The following is a 15,352-nucleotide window of genomic DNA, read 5'->3' as shown; positions in this document are numbered from 1 at the left end:
AATTTGTCAAAAATCTATTCACACTTTTATCCCAAAAGACGGTCTAAATTACAGATAGGCTCGTATACATGTAGTACAAACTGTCTCAGGGGGGATTATGTATGTCTATAAATAAAAAAACGTCGATAGTGTCAGCTGTGCTGGTTTCATCTGTATTGTTATCAGGCTGCGGATTGTTCGGAAGCCAAGGGAAAGAAAAGGTCGATCCGCCAAAAGCAGTATCTTACACCGATGAAGGCGAAAGTGTAGCTGAAGAAACAACAGGAAAAAAAACAGCCGAAAATGAAGAGGGTGTTACGGCAAATCTTAAAACAGAGCTTTACTTGATTGATAAAAATGGGTATGTTGTTTCCCAGACGATTGATCTACCGAAAACGAACTCAGTTGCTACTCAGGCGTTGGAGTACCTTGTGGAGAACGGTCCTGTTACAGAGCTTCTTCCTAATAATTTCAGAGCAGTCCTTCCGGCTGATACTAAAGTCTCTGTAAATATTAAAGATAAAGTGGCAACCGTCGATTTCTCAAAAGAATTTAAGGAATATGCAGCTGAAGATGAAAAGAAAATTCTTCAATCCGTTACCTGGACACTCACACAATTTGATTCCATTGATAAAGTTAAGCTGACATTAAACGGACATGAATTAAAAGAGATGCCAGTGAATGGAACTCCGGTCAGTTCGGCTTTAACGAGAGCAAATGGAATAAACATGGATACAACGGAAGTAGTAGATATCACGAATACAAAGCCGGTAACCGTTTATTATCTGGGCGGGGATGAAGAAAATTATTATTACGTGCCCGTTACCAAGCGTGTAAGCAACGACGTGGGCAATAAAGTTGAAGCGGTTGTATCCGAATTGATTAAAGGGCCGAACTATGCTTCCAATCTGGTGACAGATTTCCTTCCGGATGTAGAGTTGCTTGAAGCTCCTAAAATTGTAGAAGGAAAAGTTACATTAAACTTCAATGAAAATGTGTTCAGCAGCTTTGAAGAGAAAATGATCTCCAAGCATTTGCTGAATGCACTTGTCCTCTCCCTAACTGAACAAAAGGACATCGAAAGCGTGGCTGTTACTGTGGATGGCAAAGCAGAGATTGTTAATGAAGATGGGGAAAAACTATCAGAGCCTGTAACACGCCCTGAAAATGTGAATACAGGAAGTTTTTAATATATTAGATTTTGTTATACTATATAGTAACGGGAAAAAGAGGTTGGCATATAATGCCGCCTCTTCTTTGTTGGTAAAATAGGCATGCCAATATTACTGGGCAAATGCCCAGGTTCAGTATAAGGAAATGAAGGGGGAAATCAGCTTATGCGCGCAGATGGACGTAAACCAAAGCAGCTTAGGCCAATACATATTGAAACTGATTATTTAAAGCATCCTGAGGGCTCTGTACTCATTACGGTGGGAGACACAAAGGTGATTTGTACAGCAAGCATTGACGAAAGGGTCCCTCCTTTTATGAGAGGACAGGGGAAGGGATGGATAACAGCTGAATATTCCATGCTTCCGCGAGCTACAGAGCAGAGAAACATCAGGGAATCAGCAAAAGGAAAAATTTCAGGGAGAACAATGGAAATTCAGCGCCTGATCGGCCGTGCACTCCGCGCAGTAGTGGACCTTGATGCACTTGGCGAAAGAACGGTATGGCTTGATTGCGACGTAATACAGGCGGATGGAGGGACACGGACTGCTTCCATAACAGGAGCCTTTATTGCAATGGCGCAGGCGATGGATAAGCTTTACAGCAATAAGAAGCTTTCAAGCTATCCAATCAATGACTTCCTTGCAGCCACAAGCGTGGGGATTCTTACTGATAAGCAGGCTGTTGTAGATTTAAATTATATTGAAGATTCCTCTGCTGAAGTGGATATGAATGTCGTTATGACCGGCAGCGGGGAATTTGTAGAGCTACAGGGAACTGGAGAAGAAGCGACTTTTTCTTATGCGCAGCTGCAGGAAATGCTTAGTGCCGCACAGGAAGGGATATCAGAGCTGCTTGAACTTCAGAAATCCGCATTGGGAGAGAATATCTCAGGAAGCATTCAAAGCAAAAGAGACAAGGTTGCGGGGAGGGCATAATATGCAGGAAGTCATAATCGCTACTAACAACGCAGGCAAAGCGAGAGAGTTTGAGCGGATGTTCACGCCTCTTGGTTTTGAGGTGAAAACCCTGCTGGATTATCCAGATTTTCAGGACGTTGAGGAGACAGGCAGCACGTTTGAAGAGAATGCCATTCTTAAAGCGGAAGCCGTGTCCAAAGCTTTTGGAAGAATGGTCATAGCAGATGATTCAGGCTTGATCATTGATGCGCTTGGAGGGAAGCCGGGCATCTATTCCGCCCGCTATGCAGGAGAGGAAAAAAACGATCAGAAAAATATGGACAAAGTTCTCGGTGAGCTCGAAGGAGTTCCGGATCACAACCGGCGGGCACGGTTCTATTGCGCTCTTGCCATTGCTGCTCCCGGTAAAACGACTGCAACCGTTGCAGGAACTTGTGAAGGGCATATTTTAAGAGAAAGAAGAGGGACTAATGGATTTGGCTATGATCCTATTTTCTTTGCAGAAGAAAAACGCAAAGCAATGGCTGAATTAATGCCTGAGGAAAAAAGCCAGATCAGTCACAGAGCGAATGCTCTTCAAAAGCTTGAGGAGTTGCTGCCTTCTTTCTTGGCAGGAGCTGAAAACTCATGAAAGTTTTGATTGTCAGCGATAGCCATGGATTAACTTCTGAACTCAGCCAAATTCGTCATACACATCCTGATATGGATCTAATGATTCACTGCGGAGATTCGGAGCTTCAAGCGGGTGATGAATCACTAAAGGGCTACGCTGCAGTAAGAGGAAATTGTGACTTTGACGCAGACTTTCCGGAGGACAGAATAGAAGAGGCTGGAGAATTCCGCTTTTTCGTCACACACGGTCATAAATATTCCGTTAAGTCCACATTAATGAATCTGTCATACAGGGCTCGTGAATTAAAGGCAGATATCGTATGTTTTGGCCATTCACATAGTCTGGGAGCTGAAATGTCTGAGGGGATATTATTTATCAATCCTGGAAGCATAAGGCTCCCCAGAGGCAGAAATGAAAGGACATATGTCATACTGGAAAACAGGGGAAAAGATGTTACACTGGATGTGTATGACTTTTCCAATGGAAAGATTCCTGATCTGACCCAAAGATTTTCACTGGTAAAAAGCGATTAATTGGAATATAATAATTGAGGGAAGCCCGGTCTTCCCTCAAAAAATAAAAAAAAATTTACAAAGTGTTGACTTCTTAACATTTGTTTAATATAATAAATCTTGTCGTTGAGTTAATAAATCTCAATCACGTAAATAATTTCAAAATGTCCCAGTAGCTCAGCCGGATAGAGCAACGGCCTTCTAAGCCGTCGGTCGGGAGTTCGAATCTCTCCTGGGACGCCATTTACACATCTGGAAACATTACATATCTTACCGAATTTTTACTCACCTTTTTGGTGGGTTTTTTTGTTTTTAATTTTTAATTGCAGGAACCTGCCAGTTGTTTTTAAATTCCCTCTATAAACCTCATCAGCTCTTGTTATCTCCCTTATTAAAAAAATATAAAAAAATTTTTGTCATATGAAATGTGAATATATCAACAATGTAAGCGGATTCACAAAAACAGATTAATCTAAATTATCAAATAATTCATAAAAAGGGTGTTGACGGCTGATAAAAATGGGCGTAAGATAGTCCTCAATATAAGAAATTTACACAAGCAACTATAAACTTCATCCCAGTGAAATCTATCTCACTATATGGAAATTCGGTTTTTTTTAATCTATCAATTCAATGATTTAAAGCGTTATTGTATTAAGGTTAAATCTTAGAATAGGAAAAGCGTAGAAGAGGATAAGTAGTTTTATGAAAGGCATTCCCAGAGAGCCGGATCTGCTGAAAACCGGTAATGCCCTCTTAAAATGAACTCACCTCTGAGCGCAGTCCTGAAAGTGAATCGACTAGGGGCTGCCGGGTGTTCTTCACCCGTTATCAAAACGAACAGCAAATCCGCTGTTCATGAGTGCACGCATCATAAGCGTGAATCAGGGTGGTACCGTGGAACAGGTGATCAAAGCCTTTCCATCCCTTATACCTACAATCGTTAGGTTTCTTTAGGGGTGGAAGGGCTTTTTTATATTGGAGTATTAAAACATGAGGAGGTTATCAACAAATGCTGCAGGAAGCTGCCTTAACAGAAACAAAAACGGAGACATATCCTGTCACCGGCGCTGATCTGTTATTAAGAGCCTTGGAGAAAGAAAATGTTGAAGTGATTTTTGGTTATCCTGGAGGAGCTGTTCTTCCACTTTACGACAAGCTGTATCATTCAAAGATTCTTCATGTGCTGCCGCGTCATGAACAGGGAGGAATTCATGCTGCTGAAGGGTATGCCCGTATATCGGGAAAGCCTGGTGTCGTAATTGCCACTTCAGGACCAGGAGCCACTAATATTGTTACCGGTCTTGCAGACGCAATGATGGATTCACTTCCGCTGATTGTATTTACTGGCCAGGTAGCAACGGGAGTCATTGGGTCAGACGCCTTTCAGGAGGCAGATATCCTGGGGATAACCACTCCTATTACAAAATACAATTATCAGGTCCGCAGCATTGAAGATATTCCGAGAATCGTTAAAGAAGCTTTTTATATAGCTTCAACCGGCAGGCCAGGACCAGTGCTGATTGATATCCCCAAAGACATTGCTGCAGGAGTTTCAGATCAGCCCGAGAAAGAAACGGAAGTGAATCTGCCGGGGTATCAGCCGACATTAAAACCAAATTACCTTCAAATAAGAAAATTAACTGAAGCAGTCAGCAGATCGAAAAAGCCTGTCATCCTGGCTGGTGCCGGAGTGCTTCATGGAAGAGCATCCAAAGAATTGAAAGAATACGCGGAGCAGCAGCAAATACCTGTTATCCACACACTTCTGGGCCTCGGCGGATTTCCTGCAAGTCATCCATTATTCATTGGTATGGCTGGTATGCATGGCTGTTATGCAGCCAATATGGGCCTTACAGAATGCGATTTGCTGATTAATATTGGAGCCCGTTTTGATGACAGATTAACTGGGAATTTACAGCATTTTGCACCACATGCAAAAGTCGCCCATATTGATATTGACCCTGCTGAAATCGGCAAAAACGTTCCAACGTCCATCCCGATTGTGGCGGATGCAAAAGAAGCTCTAGAGCAGCTGATTCTGCAGGATGGAAAGCCGCCTGCCCATAAAGAATGGATGGAAACCATCTCGAGGTGGCAGGAGGAATATCCATATTACTATGATAAAGAATCCGTACAGCTGAAACCCCAGAAAGTCATGGAAATGCTTCATTCAAAGACGGAAGGGGATGCCATCGTCGTAACTGATGTAGGACAGCATCAAATGTGGGCAGCCCAATACTATCGCTTTAATAATGCAGATAGATGGGTGACATCAGGCGGACTTGGAACAATGGGATTTGGTTTCCCGGCAAGCATCGGGGCTCAGCTGGCTAACCCGGAAGCATGCGTACTCGCCATTTGCGGAGATGGAGGATTCCAAATGTCAACTCAGGAGCTTGCTATCATTCAGGAACTGAATCTGCCGGTAAAAATTATTATTTTCAATAATATGGCCCTAGGCATGGTCCGGCAGTGGCAGGAGATCTTTTATGAATCCCGTTTCTCTCACAGTAAAATTCCGTTACAGCCTTCTTTTGTGAAATTGGCTGAAGCCTATGGGATAAAAGGATATGTCATCCAATCTGAAGAAGAGGCTGAAGAGGTATTGGATGAAGTGCTTCATAACCGCGAACCTGTGCTTATCGATTTCAGGGTGGATCCCGATGAAAACGTGTATCCGATGATCGCACCAGGAAAAGGACTTCATGAAATGGCAGGTGTAAAACCATGAAACGAATCATATGCCTGACTGTGATGAATCGGCCGGGTGTTCTAAACAGAATTACTAATCTATTTTCTAAAAGAAACTTTAATATTGAAAGCATTTCAGTCGGCCTGTCTGAACATGAAGGGATGTCGCGAATCACTTGTGTGGTCCATGTTGAGGACTCCAGTGCCAGTGAACAAATTACGAAACAGCTGAATAAGCAAATCGATGTGATAAAAGTAACGGATATCACGGATCAGTCAATTGTCGCAAGAGAGCTTGCCCTTATTAAAGTTCAGGCAGTCCCATATACAAGAAATGAGATTTACTCTTTAATTGAACCTTTCAGAGCATCTGTGATAGACGTCAGCAAGGATAGCATGACCGTTCAGATTACAGGTGAATCTGATAAGGTTGAAGCATTCATTGAACTTATTAAACCATATGGAATCAAAGAGCTTGCAAGGACAGGAACAACGGCATTCCCTAGAGGAACACAGCGTACTTCCCAGCAGTCCAAGTCATACTCTATCGTTTAAATAAACTATTATAAATATAAAAAACTTATTCGGAGAGGGAGATAAAACATGGCGAAAATGTATTATAACGGAGATGCTAATGCAGCGTATTTAAACGGGAAGAAGGTAGCGGTCATCGGATATGGATCCCAGGGACATGCACATGCGTTAAACATGAGGGACAGCGGGGTTGAGGTTGTCATCGGCCTTCGGAAAGGGAAGTCATGGGAAAAAGCAGAAGAAGACGGTTTCCAAGTATATCCGGTCGGTGAGGCAGCAGCGCAGTCTGATGTAGTGATGATCCTATTGCCGGATGAATTGCAGCCAAAAGTATACAAGAAAGAAATCGAACCTAATTTATCAAACCAGGCATTAATGTTTGCCCATGGATTTAATATTCATTTTAATCAGATCGTACCTCCAAAAGAGTGTGATGTACTGCTTGTGGCACCGAAAGGACCTGGCCATTTAGTCAGAAGAACATATGAACAGGATGCAGGTGTTCCTGCCCTGTTTGCAGTCCATCAGGATGTTACAGGGGAAGCGAAGGACCTGGCTCTTGCTTACGCTAAAGCCATTGGATCTCTTCGTGCAGGTGCTCTGGAAACGACTTTTAAGGAAGAAACCGAGACAGATTTGTTTGGTGAACAGGCAGTGCTGTGCGGGGGACTGACTTCCTTGGTGAAAGCAGGATTTGAGACTCTGACAGAAGCAGGCTATCAGCCGGAGCTGGCATACTTTGAATGTTTACATGAACTGAAACTCATTGTTGACCTTATGTATGAGGGCGGTCTTGAAGGAATGCGCTATTCCATCTCAGATACAGCTCAATGGGGAGATTTTGTAAGCGGTCCGCGGGTAGTTGACGCACGAGTGAAAGAAGAAATGAAGGCGGTGCTCAAAGATATCCAGGAAGGGAATTTTGCAAAAGGGTGGATCTTGGAAAACCAGGCAAATAGACCGGTATTCAATGCGGTAAATCAGAGAGAGAATGAGCATCCAATCGAGCAGGTGGGAAGAGAACTCCGCAAAATGATGCCGTTTGTTAATAGCAGCAAGAAGAAAGAAGTGGTCGTAAGTGGCAATAATTAAAATATTTGATACTACACTAAGAGATGGCGAGCAATCTGCTGGTGTAAACCTTAACTTTTCGGAAAAGTTGGAAATCGCCAGGCAGCTGGAGCGTTTGAACGTTGATATTATTGAGGCGGGCTTCCCTGCAGCGTCGAAAGGGGATTTTGCATCCGTACAGAATATTGCCCAGACGATTAAAAATTGCTCGGTCACAGGATTGGCAAGAGCAGTTATCTCTGATATAGATGCTGCATGGGGAGCTTTAAAGGATGGAGCTGAGCCGAGGATACATACATTCCTGGCAACCTCTCCAATCCACAGGCAGTATAAGTTAAGGAAGACAAAGGAAGAAGTGGTTGAAACAGCAGTTGAAACTGTTAAGTATGCTGCTTCAAAATTCCCTATCGTCCAATGGTCTGCAGAGGATGCTACCAGGACAGAACTACCTTTTCTTGCAGAGATCATTGAAAAGGTCATCCAGGCGGGTGCACGAATTATTAATATTCCTGATACGGTTGGATACGCATCACCACAGGAATACGGTGAAATTTTTCAATATTTAAGAAATCATGTTCCTTCTATTGATAAAGTATCCTTGTCAGCACATTGCCATGATGACTTGGGAATGGCCATAGCGAATTCACTGTCAGCTATAGAAAATGGGGCAACACAGATTGAGGGCACGATTAATGGAATTGGTGAGAGAGCCGGGAATGCGGCACTTGAGGAGCTGGCGGTGGCCCTTTATATCCGGAATGATCATTATCAGGCTTCCACCCGTCTGAATCTTCAGGAAATCAGCAGAACGAGCAGCTTGATCAGCAAGCTGACAGGTATGGTGGTGCCAGCCAACAAAGCAATTGTTGGCAGGAATGCTTTTGCACATGAATCTGGAATCCACCAGGATGGGGTCTTGAAGGAAAAATCAACGTATGAAATTATTTCCCCTGATCTAGTCGGTTTCCAATCCAATTCCATGGTACTTGGAAAACATTCCGGGCGCCATGCATTTAAAAACCGCCTGAGTGAACTGGGCCTTGAAGTAGCAGATGAAGAAGCAAACCGGCTTTTCACAGTTTTCAAAGATCTGGCCGACCGCAAAAAAGAGATGACAGACGACGACCTTGCAGCCATCGTACTTGAAGAGAAGCTCTCCAAGGAGCAGCGATTCTATGATTTAATCGGAATCCAAATCCAGTATGGCACCAACTCTGTTCCAACAGCAACTGTTACTCTGTCAGGGTCAAACAACGAAGTGGTCCAGGAAGCAGGGACTGGAGCAGGAAGCATAGAGGCGCTGTATAACACATTGGAAAAATGCCTGAATGGAACAGCTAACCTTTTGGATTACCGTATCCAATCTGTAGGGGCCGGGAGAGACGCTTTAGCCCAGGTTTATGTAAAGTTGAACTATGAAGGAATGGAAACAAGCGGCCGCGGTTTGGCCCAGGATGTGCTTGAGGCTTCCTCAAAAGCTTACTTGAATGCCGTTAATAGAGTCATATATATGAAAGAAAAAGCGCAGGCGGTAGAGGTAAATTGATCTAAAGCGGGAGATTTGGATCACAGAGGGGGAAAGTCTACTGTCGTTCCCCCCAAAAACAAATGTGCGGCAGAATTATAATAGGAAGAAAATCTATAAAACAATAAATCAGACGGAGGGATTAAAAATGAAAAAACGTATCGCAGTACTTCCAGGAGATGGGATCGGCAAAGAAGTGGTGAAGGGTGCAATTGAAGTCCTGCAGGCTGTTGGTGAACGGTTCGGACATCAATTCCAATTTTCATATGGCAAAATCGGCGGTTCTGCTATTGATGCAGTCGGAACTCCGCTACCTAATGAAACACTGGAGCTTTGCAAAGAAAGCGATGCGGTCATGCTGGGAGCGGTTGGCGGACCTAAATGGGACCAGCAGCCTCCCCACCTTCGTCCGGAAAAGGGTCTATTAATGATCCGCAAGGAATTAAATCTATATGCCAATTTGCGGCCAACTCAATATTATTCAAGCCTTTCCGATACGTCTCCGTTAAAAAATGAAGTAATTGAAGGCGTGGATATGCTGATGGTCAGAGAATTAACCGGCGGACTCTATTTTGGAAAGCCAAGCGAAAGGACACAGCAAAACGGAAAAGATGCTGTAGTGGACACTTTGTTTTATCAAAAAGAAGAAATGCGCCGTGTCATTAAGCTGGCATTCGAACTTGCAGGAAAGCGGCGTGGCAAGGTAACTTCTGTTGATAAGGCCAATGTCCTGGAATCCAGCAGAATGTGGAGAGAGGTTGCAGAGGACATTGCAAAGCAATATCCTGATGTTGTTCTTGAACATATGCTTGTTGATAATGCCGCTATGCAAATGATTAAAAACCCGAAAAGATTTGATGTTGTCGTAACGGAAAATATGTTCGGTGATATTCTGAGTGATGAAGCCTCTGTATTGACCGGTTCTCTGGGAATGCTTCCTTCTGCCAGCATTTCGGAAAACGGGCCTTACTTATACGAACCTATTCATGGTTCCGCACCGGATATTCAAGGAAAGGATTCAGCTAATCCAATTGCCATGATTTTATCGGCAGCCATGATGCTCCGTCTATCCTTCGGAATGGAAGAGGAAGCTGAAGCAGTTGAGAATGCTGTTAATCAAGTTCTTGAAGCCGGCTATCGTACGAGAGATATCTTTTCATTTGGAAAAAAGGTTGTCACTACTTCTGAAATGATTGAAGAGGTAAAGGCTACCCTTTTGGATAACGAGGCTATTCTCAATATTATGGGTGCTTATGCATAAGTGCTGACTGCTGGGCACTGGTTCAGCTGATTTTAAACTTGAGACACGGCCATCATCGGCCGTGTTTCTTTTAAAAAGGAGTGGAACAGAATGGGAAAATCAATAATAGATAAGATTTGGGAAAAGCATGTAGTCCACAGGGAAGAAGGAAAGCCGGATTTGATGTACATAGACCTCCACTTAGTACATGAAGTTACTTCCCCTCAGGCATTTTCCGGTTTAAGAATGAAAAGCAGGAAAGTGAGAAGGCCGGATAAAACGTTTGCTACAGTTGATCATAATGTTCCTACTGATAACCGAAAAGTCATCAATGATCCTGTTGCATTAAACCAAATGACCACTTTGGAAAAAAACTGTCTGGAATTTGGCATCCCTCTTGCTGGGCTGGATAGTCCTGAACAGGGGATTGTTCATGTGATTGGGCCGGAGCTGGGGCTTACTCAGCCAGGCATGACAATTGTTTGCGGGGACAGCCATACATCCACCCATGGAGCTTTTGGATCAATAGCCTTTGGCATCGGCACAAGTGAAGTTGAGCATGTCCTGGCAACTCAGACGTTATGGCAGAGCAAGCCTAAAACATTAAAACTTGAGATAAACGGCGAGCTGAAAAAAGGTGTCACTGCTAAAGATGTCATCCTTTATATTATTGCTAAAAATGGAATTGGTTTTGGCACAGGCCATATTATTGAATATTGCGGCGATACAATTGCAAAAATGTCAATGGAAGAAAGAATGACGATTTGCAATATGTCCATTGAAGGAGGCGCAAAAGCAGGGCTTGTGAGTCCTGATGAAAAAACGTTTGAGTATCTTCAAGGAAGAAAGTATGCGCCAAAAGGAGACGGATTTGCGAATGCAGTCGGGAATTGGAGAGAGCTTGTATCTGATCATGATGCGCAATACGATAAAACCATTCAAATTGATGCTGCAGATATTGCTCCTATGGTCAGCTGGGGCACAAATCCATCAATGACTTCTAAGGTGAATGAACAAATTCCAAAACTTGAGGAATGCAAAAACGACCTTGAACAAAAATCATTATCAAGAGCTTTAGAGTATATGGGACTGCAGGAAGGGCAAAAAATTGAAGACATTCAAATTCAGCACGTTTTTATCGGGTCTTGCACGAATTCCCGTCTGGAAGACCTGAAACTTGCAGCTGAAGTCATTAGAGGGAAAAAGGTTCACCCCAATGTCCGCGCACTTGTTGTACCAGGCTCGCAGCAGGTCAAGAAGCAGGCAGAGGCAGATGGGCTGGACCTTATCTTTAAGCAGGCTGGGTTTGAATGGAGGGAATCAGGCTGCAGCATGTGTTTGAGCATGAATAATGATATTGTGCCAAACGGCGAGCATTGTGCGTCGACATCAAACCGTAATTTTGAAGGAAGACAGGGGTCAGGCGCCAGGACGCACCTTGTCAGCCCTTTAATGGCGGCAGCGGCAGCTATATACGGACATTTTGTGGACGTAGGTGCTTTGCTAAGTGCAGAGACTGTCCATTAAGAAGAAGGAGAAATAAATGAGCGGATTCAAAACACTTCAGGGAAAAGCAGCTGCAATGGATAGAGCCAATGTGGATACGGATCAGATAATTCCCAAGCAATTTCTAAAAAGAATTGAGAAAACAGGATTTGGAAAATATCTTTTTTATGACTGGAGATATACGAAAGAAGGGCTGCCTAACCCGGCGTTTGAGCTGAATAAGATGGAAAATCAGGGTGCTTCCATCCTTATCGCAAATGAAAATTTCGGCTGCGGATCTTCCCGGGAGCATGCGCCATGGGCTTTAGGGGATTATGGCTTCAAAGTAATTATTGCACCTTCGTTTGCTGACATCTTCCATCAAAATTGCTTGAAAAATGGACTGCTGCCAATCACTCTGCCGGCAGAAACAGTCGAATATTTGCTCGAACGAGCCCAAAAACCGCCGTATGATTTGAAGGTTGATTTGCAGAATGGAATAGTTGAAGATGAATATAATTTTTCAGCATCATTCACAATTAATGAATACTGGAAAAAAATGCTGATAAACGGCTGGGATGAAATTGAAATTACTCTTCAATTGGAAAGCAGCATATTAAGTTTCGAAGAAAAACGGTTTGCGGTGCAGTAGGCACATATGAAAGATTCATGGCATTAAACCATGAATCTTTTTGTTTTTGAGCTATTTCATGCTACACTAACTTCAAAAATAATAGTTGAGGCGGTATTAGCATGGGAAAGCGGGAACAGAAAAAACAAAAAAATAAAATCATTCTATTTCCCGGCCTTGAGAAACGGCTGCTGGAAAAGGGTCTTGAGTCCTTTCAGCAGAAAAGGTATAAAGAATCAATCCGGTTCTTTGAAGAAGCTCTGGATATGGAGCCTGAGAATACGGATGTTCATATTGGGCTCGTTTTGGCATATTATGAAGCCGGAGCTTTGGAAAAGGCAAAAGAACTGGCCAATAAAATGCTCCAGACAGGCATAGGGGATTACATACAAGTAATGGATCTTTATTTAATGATCCTTGTGCAGCTGCACCAATACAGGGAGATTGCAGCAACGATCGAGGTTTTGCTTGAAGAAAGGGAGATCCCGAAGGAGAAATTTGAGCATTTTGGCAGAATGCTTGAGTTCAGCAGAAAAATGGCTGCTTCACCTTCTGAAACTGAGATCGAAGCACCCGATCTGGAGGAATTTAACAGAAAGAAACTCAACCTGTTTTCCTACCAGGATCAGCATGAACAAATGAAGATTGCTGCACAGCTGGCAGAACATAACATCAAGCCTTATCTCGAAGATATTAAAGCCTATTTGCAAGCGGAGGATGGGAATCCTTTTTTTAAAACGATGCTGTTAAATGTACTTTCTGAGCACGGGTATGAAAAAGATGTAACGATTCGGAAGTTCGATAAGAGCCTGCTGGTAAATCCTGCTGAACTGCCACCTGTTCATCAGCAGCCCATGCTGTTAAAGATAGTCAATAAACTGGAGAATGAGCTCGAACAGGAAGATCCGGTACTATTTGAAAATACAAAGAGCATTGCAGAAAGACACTTCTTCCTGCTTTATCCGTATGAAGTCCCGCCGGAGAATGCTGCGTCCTGGGCTGCGGCATACCATATGCTTTCAAATGAGTATCATGGCTTAAACAATTCGATAAGCATGCTGGGTGATATTTATGATGCTCCTGAAGAGGAAATAGAAGAGGCTCTTGCCTTTATAAGAAAGATAGAAGAAATTTCTTATCCCAATATTTAGCCTTCAATGTTGAAAGACAGGGAGTGTATGTTATAATATAATGGTTGTATTATGTGTATATATACATTTTTTTAAATGGATATGGCTTGAAAAAACAAGAGATATTCATAACATTCTGTCATGAATGAAATGATAATAGATTTTTGGAGGGAAATGATTGTATGTCTGCTAAATTTGAAAAGTTAGAAGGGAACCGCGGGGTTCTTACAATTGAAGTAGATGCAGAGAAAGTAACCGAAGGTTTGGACGCTGCATTCAAAAAAGTAGTTAAGCAGGTAAATGTACCTGGATTCCGTAAAGGGAAAATGCCTCGAGGAATGTTTGAAAAGCGTTTCGGAGTTGAGTCTTTATACCAAGATGCAGTTGATTATCTTCTTCCGGAAGCATATGCTAATGCAATTGATGAAACTGGCATTGAGCCTGTTGATCGCCCTGAAATCGATGTAGAGCAAATCGAAAAAGGCAAAAGCCTTATCTTTAAAGCTACAGTAACTGTTAAGCCTGAAGTGAAGCTTGGCGAATACAAAGGCCTTGAAGTTAAACCGCTTGAAACAAGCGTTACAGAAGATGATGTTAACAATGAGTTAACTTCCCTTCAGGAAAGACAAGCTGAGCTGGCTGTTAAAGAAGAAGGCAAAGCTGAGAACGGCGATACAGTTGTTATGGACTTTGAAGGATTCGTTGATGGTGAAGCTTTCGAAGGCGGAAAAGCTGAGAACTACTCTTTAGAACTTGGTTCAGGACAATTCATCCCTGGATTTGAAGAGCAGCTGATTGGTACTGCTGCTGGAGAATCTAAGGATGTTGAAGTTTCTTTCCCAGAGGAATACCATGCAGCTGAGCTAGCTGGTAAGCCTGCAACTTTCAAAGTAACTGTACATGAAATCAAAACAAAACAGCTTCCTGAGCTGGATGATGAGTTTGCTAAAGATGCAGACGAAGAAGTTGAAACTTTGGATGCATTAAAAGAAAAAATTAAAACTCGCTTAGAGGAAAGCAAGAAGCATGAAGCTGAGCACCATGTCCGCGACACTGTTGTTGAAGCGGCAGCTGCTAATGCAGAAATGGAAATCCCGGCTGCAATGGTTGATACTGAAGTTAACCGCATGATGCAGGAGTTCGAACAGCGTCTTCAAATGCAAGGCATGAACCTTGAGCTATACTTCCAGTTCTCCGGACAGGATGAAGCGGCATTACGCGAGCAAATGAAAGAGGAAGCTGAAAAGCGCGTTCGCGTTAACCTGACTCTTGAAGCAATCGCAAAAGCTGAAAACATCGAAGTAAGCGATGAAGAAGTTTCAGAAGAACTGAACAAAATGACAGAAATGTACAACATGTCTGCTGACCAGATCACACAAGCTCTTGGAAGCCTTGAAGGTCTAAAAACAGATCTTCAAATTAAAAAAGCAGTAGATTTCCTTGTGGAAAATAGCAAGACTGTTGCATAATAAAAGTAGTAATAAACAAGGCGCGAGTTTATCGTGCCTTGTTTTATACCATCAAGACTATACATAATGAAAACCTCCCTTGTACCTTTTGTCTGGTGAAAAGTTTTACAGCATATTGCACATGGACAGGAATACAAATACATATAAATAGATAATTTAATTATCGGTCCAGAGGGCCGACTTAATTTAGCCATTTTTGGTTAAGCTTATGAAAGTACATATAAAATTCAGCCTGGTTTATCTTTGTGAAATCCCATCACATGCATGCATACATAATTGAAATGTTTTAAGAGTTATCATTTCCTGTCCACTGTGAAAATGTGTTACAATGCAATACATAACTGCTGAAGGTTTTGATTTTTTCAAAAGAGTGAGTGAT

General features: G+C 42.7%; 13 protein-coding genes, 1 tRNA gene and 1 other annotated feature. All 14 genes read left to right on the top strand.

Annotation, left to right across the window (positions count from 1 at the left end; translation table 11 throughout):
* Positions 1-101 precede the first annotated feature (101 nt).
* The gene (locus M3205_RS02005) at positions 102-1,169 is read left to right on the top strand and encodes a GerMN domain-containing protein (RefSeq protein WP_251168393.1); all 1,068 of its coding nucleotides are present in this window, start codon (positions 102-104) and stop codon (positions 1,167-1,169) included.
* A gap of 147 nt (positions 1,170-1,316) precedes the next feature.
* Positions 1,317-2,087: a ribonuclease PH gene (gene rph, locus M3205_RS02000; protein ID WP_251168392.1), complete on the top strand. Its 771-nt coding sequence runs from the start codon at positions 1,317-1,319 to the stop codon at positions 2,085-2,087.
* A 1-nt stretch (position 2,088) separates the two neighbouring features.
* The gene (locus tag M3205_RS01995; RefSeq protein WP_251168391.1) at positions 2,089-2,700 is read left to right on the top strand and encodes an XTP/dITP diphosphatase; all 612 of its coding nucleotides are present in this window, start codon (positions 2,089-2,091) and stop codon (positions 2,698-2,700) included.
* Positions 2,697-3,215 carry a metallophosphoesterase gene (locus M3205_RS01990; RefSeq protein WP_251168390.1) on the top strand — a complete coding sequence of 173 codons (519 nt, stop codon included), beginning with the start codon at positions 2,697-2,699 and terminating at the stop codon, positions 3,213-3,215. The genes M3205_RS01995 and M3205_RS01990 overlap by 4 nt, the downstream gene beginning before the upstream one ends.
* A gap of 145 nt (positions 3,216-3,360) precedes the next feature.
* A tRNA-Arg gene (locus tag M3205_RS01985) sits at positions 3,361-3,437 on the top strand.
* Between the two features lie 432 nt (positions 3,438-3,869).
* Positions 3,870-4,126, top strand: a binding site (T-box leader).
* A gap of 80 nt (positions 4,127-4,206) precedes the next feature.
* The gene (gene ilvB, locus M3205_RS01980) at positions 4,207-5,928 is read left to right on the top strand and encodes an acetolactate synthase large subunit (protein WP_251168389.1); all 1,722 of its coding nucleotides are present in this window, start codon (positions 4,207-4,209) and stop codon (positions 5,926-5,928) included.
* Positions 5,925-6,443 (top strand): acetolactate synthase small subunit, encoded by a 519-nt coding sequence (gene ilvN / locus M3205_RS01975; protein ID WP_251168388.1) that lies wholly within the window; start codon positions 5,925-5,927, stop codon positions 6,441-6,443. Before ilvB ends, ilvN begins: the two co-directional genes overlap by 4 nt.
* Positions 6,444-6,491: 48 nt before the next feature.
* Positions 6,492-7,514 (top strand): ketol-acid reductoisomerase, encoded by a 1,023-nt coding sequence (ilvC, locus tag M3205_RS01970; RefSeq protein ID WP_251168387.1) that lies wholly within the window; start codon positions 6,492-6,494, stop codon positions 7,512-7,514.
* Entirely contained in the window at positions 7,501-9,039 is a 1,539-nt protein-coding gene (locus M3205_RS01965) for a 2-isopropylmalate synthase (RefSeq protein ID WP_251168386.1), read from the top strand. The genes ilvC and M3205_RS01965 overlap by 14 nt, the downstream gene beginning before the upstream one ends.
* 127 nt (positions 9,040-9,166) lie before the next feature.
* Positions 9,167-10,279 (top strand): 3-isopropylmalate dehydrogenase, encoded by a 1,113-nt coding sequence (gene leuB / locus M3205_RS01960; protein ID WP_251168385.1) that lies wholly within the window; start codon positions 9,167-9,169, stop codon positions 10,277-10,279.
* Between the two features lie 90 nt (positions 10,280-10,369).
* The gene (gene leuC, locus M3205_RS01955; RefSeq protein WP_251168384.1) at positions 10,370-11,785 is read left to right on the top strand and encodes a 3-isopropylmalate dehydratase large subunit; all 1,416 of its coding nucleotides are present in this window, start codon (positions 10,370-10,372) and stop codon (positions 11,783-11,785) included.
* Positions 11,786-11,801: 16 nt separating this feature from the next.
* Positions 11,802-12,395 (top strand): 3-isopropylmalate dehydratase small subunit, encoded by a 594-nt coding sequence (gene leuD / locus M3205_RS01950; RefSeq protein WP_251168383.1) that lies wholly within the window; start codon positions 11,802-11,804, stop codon positions 12,393-12,395.
* A 101-nt stretch (positions 12,396-12,496) separates the two neighbouring features.
* The gene (locus tag M3205_RS01945; protein ID WP_251168382.1) at positions 12,497-13,525 is read left to right on the top strand and encodes a tetratricopeptide repeat protein; all 1,029 of its coding nucleotides are present in this window, start codon (positions 12,497-12,499) and stop codon (positions 13,523-13,525) included.
* Positions 13,526-13,686: 161 nt separating this feature from the next.
* Positions 13,687-14,973: a trigger factor gene (gene tig, locus M3205_RS01940; RefSeq protein WP_251168381.1), complete on the top strand. Its 1,287-nt coding sequence runs from the start codon at positions 13,687-13,689 to the stop codon at positions 14,971-14,973.
* Positions 14,974-15,352 lie beyond the last annotated feature (379 nt).

It is taken from the genome of Cytobacillus firmus (assembly GCF_023715565.1).
Lineage (GTDB): Bacteria > Bacillota > Bacilli > Bacillales > Cytobacillaceae > Cytobacillus > Cytobacillus firmus_C.
This window is presented reverse-complemented; position numbering and strand designations above follow the sequence as displayed.

Excerpts from the sequence above, each read along its gene's own strand:
- tig (WP_251168381.1), top strand. The coding sequence starts at position 13,687 with ATGTCTGCTAAATTTGAAAAGTTAGAAGGGAACCGCGGGGTTCTTACA.
- rph (WP_251168392.1), top strand. The coding sequence starts at position 1,317 with ATGCGCGCAGATGGACGTAAACCAAAGCAGCTTAGGCCAATACATATT.
- M3205_RS02005 (WP_251168393.1), top strand. The coding sequence starts at position 102 with ATGTCTATAAATAAAAAAACGTCGATAGTGTCAGCTGTGCTGGTTTCA.
- ilvB (WP_251168389.1), top strand. The coding sequence starts at position 4,207 with ATGCTGCAGGAAGCTGCCTTAACAGAAACAAAAACGGAGACATATCCT.
- M3205_RS01995 (WP_251168391.1), top strand. The coding sequence starts at position 2,089 with ATGCAGGAAGTCATAATCGCTACTAACAACGCAGGCAAAGCGAGAGAG.
- ilvN (WP_251168388.1), top strand. The coding sequence starts at position 5,925 with ATGAAACGAATCATATGCCTGACTGTGATGAATCGGCCGGGTGTTCTA.
- M3205_RS01945 (WP_251168382.1), top strand. The coding sequence starts at position 12,497 with ATGGGAAAGCGGGAACAGAAAAAACAAAAAAATAAAATCATTCTATTT.
- leuB (WP_251168385.1), top strand. The coding sequence starts at position 9,167 with ATGAAAAAACGTATCGCAGTACTTCCAGGAGATGGGATCGGCAAAGAA.
- leuD (WP_251168383.1), top strand. The coding sequence starts at position 11,802 with ATGAGCGGATTCAAAACACTTCAGGGAAAAGCAGCTGCAATGGATAGA.
- leuC (WP_251168384.1), top strand. The coding sequence starts at position 10,370 with ATGGGAAAATCAATAATAGATAAGATTTGGGAAAAGCATGTAGTCCAC.
- ilvC (WP_251168387.1), top strand. The coding sequence starts at position 6,492 with ATGGCGAAAATGTATTATAACGGAGATGCTAATGCAGCGTATTTAAAC.
- M3205_RS01990 (WP_251168390.1), top strand. The coding sequence starts at position 2,697 with ATGAAAGTTTTGATTGTCAGCGATAGCCATGGATTAACTTCTGAACTC.